The following is a 2,042-nucleotide window of genomic DNA, read 5'->3' as shown; positions in this document are numbered from 1 at the left end:
CCTTCTTCGGTGATGACTTCATCAAAGGCAAAATTATCAAACAATACTTCAAACTCTGGATCAATATAACCCGCTGGGGCTGCAATATCAGGGAACATACGCTCCGTATAGGCTTGGGCAAATTCAGATTTAGACATAAAAAAACCTCCATAAACAACACTGGTGAAAGCCCAAAAGGAGCTTTCACCAGCAATAGTTATGTAATTATTACGGCAAGCGCCACTAAATTATAAGGCTGGGAATTCGAAAGTTGTGCCGTATACTTCTTTCCAAGCAGCCATGAACATATTGAACTCATTTGTTCCAGGTTGAATTTGGTAAACTTGACCATCTGGAGCATAACGATATACAGTATGTAAGCTTGGATGAACAAGATATTTGAACAATGTAGCTTCCCCATATTCGTTATTATGCATGTTAATTACATTAACACCGAATACATGGTTACGGCTGCTGTCTATACCTTTAAACTCAGATGCTTTATCGAAGAAATACGTTTCTGTACCATTTGCACTGTTTGGAACCTCTGGATAGTTAGCTAAACCATTCCAGTTTGCTGCGTTTGCAACACCGCCAACTAATAATGTACCTGCTAATACAAATGCACCTAATAAATTTTTATTCATAATGTTCTCCTTTGTGCCACGAGGGCAAATCACAAATTAGTCATACTCTCACATGACCTTAATACAATACGCTATGTGTATAGTATATCACATTTTTAATAAAATTTTTAGATTTCCTCGGTTACAGACTTTATGCATATGAGGTTATGTCAAATTAGCCCTTAAAATTCTCTGCTGTTTTAGCATTGGCGTTATCGATTGCTTCTAACAGTCTATTAAGCAATGCACGTAATTGACGTGTTTCTTCTACATCAAAAATTGGACCTGCCGCTTCAGCCAAGCGACGTGGTATATGAACTGCTACATCGCGTAATTCTTTACCCGTATCAGTAAGCGTTACCATCACTACGCGTTCATCTTGACGACTGCGTTTGCGTTTCAAAAATGCTTTTGCTTCTAATTTCTTTAAAAGTGGTGTTAATGTACCGGAATCAAGGCGCAATATTTGGCCCAATTCCTTAACGGATAAATCACCATATTCCCACAATGCCATCATTACGATATATTGAGTATATGTCAAATTTAAAGGATCTAAGTGACTACGATATGCATTAACAATTTCCTTCGCCACTACATAAAGTGGGAAGCTCAATTGGTTTTCCAATCTTAAATATTCTGAATCAGGAACTTCTTCTTTATGCTCGTAACCTGCGAGTACACCGATTTCTGCCATATTCTACCTCCATATGCACACAATTATCTACTAATTAATTGTACACAATTTTACGGTAAACAGTCAACGCAAAAAGCGCACTTTAAACAGATATTTTTAAATTTGTCAATTAATTAATATTTATTTTCTTATTCGTTAAGAATTGCGCAGTTCTATAGAATTAATGGGACAAAATTATGCCATAAAATTGTAACTTTATTTATAAATTTATTTGATATTAGAAGGTTATAGTTTCTGCTTTCAAGGAAATCTTCTTTGGTTACAGGACCCTCTCCTAATAAATAACTTAGTAAAAATATGTCCTTTTCTAGGTTTTTCCTTGTAGTATAATATAAGAAACTCTATATCAAATCCCATTTGTCATAGGAGGACCACATGAATACCTTAGAATGTATTAGAACTCGTCATAGTACGCGTAAATTTAAAGCTGATCAATTATCTAGAAAGCTCATCGATCAAGTGCTCGACGCAGGTCGCCGTGCTCCATCTGGTGGCAACACACAATTAACACATTTCATGGTTATCACAAACCAAGATGTGCTCAACGAATTAGTAACTTTTGTTCAAGAAGAATACGGCAAAATGCCGATTACAGAAAATACTTTACCTTACATGGTGAATATCATTAAGATGTCCGCCGAAGGCAAATTTGTATTCAACTATAATGCACCTGTGCTTATCGTATTAGCTAGTAAAGCAAACTATGCTAATAATTTTGCTGATGTATCTTGTGCTATGCAAAA

The 2,042-nt window shown here is 35.8% G+C and carries 3 protein-coding genes and 1 pseudogene; 1 reads left to right on the top strand and 3 read right to left on the bottom strand.

Going from position 1 to position 2,042, the window contains the following annotated elements; translation table 11 throughout:
* The 3 genes and pseudogenes from Q0507_RS09735 to Q0507_RS00565 form a co-directional block, all read right to left on the bottom strand.
* Positions 1-137 (bottom strand): annotated as a pseudogene (locus Q0507_RS09735) (carboxymuconolactone decarboxylase); the annotation flags it as partial.
* A gap of 90 nt (positions 138-227) precedes the next feature.
* Entirely contained in the window at positions 228-626 is a 399-nt protein-coding gene (locus Q0507_RS00570; protein ID WP_058948300.1) for a hypothetical protein, read from the bottom strand.
* Between the two features lie 154 nt (positions 627-780).
* Positions 781-1,299: a MarR family winged helix-turn-helix transcriptional regulator gene (locus tag Q0507_RS00565; protein WP_298710842.1), complete on the bottom strand. Its 519-nt coding sequence runs from the start codon at positions 1,297-1,299 to the stop codon at positions 781-783.
* A 375-nt stretch (positions 1,300-1,674) separates the two neighbouring features.
* On the opposite strand from Q0507_RS00565, the gene Q0507_RS00560 reads away from it, so the two are divergent.
* Positions 1,675-2,042 (top strand): nitroreductase family protein (locus Q0507_RS00560; protein ID WP_298710839.1); only part of this gene is annotated, 368 nt, incomplete at its 3' end.

This window comes from uncultured Veillonella sp. (genome assembly GCF_938010505.1).
Lineage (GTDB): Bacteria > Bacillota > Negativicutes > Veillonellales > Veillonellaceae > Veillonella.
This window is presented reverse-complemented; position numbering and strand designations above follow the sequence as displayed.

What these genes read in the sequence shown, in the direction of transcription:
- Q0507_RS00565 (WP_298710842.1), bottom strand. Translation starts at nt 1,299, where the DNA reads ATGGCAGAAATCGGTGTACTCGCAGGTTACGAGCATAAAGAAGAAGTT.
- Q0507_RS00570 (WP_058948300.1), bottom strand. Translation starts at nt 626, where the DNA reads ATGAATAAAAATTTATTAGGTGCATTTGTATTAGCAGGTACATTATTA.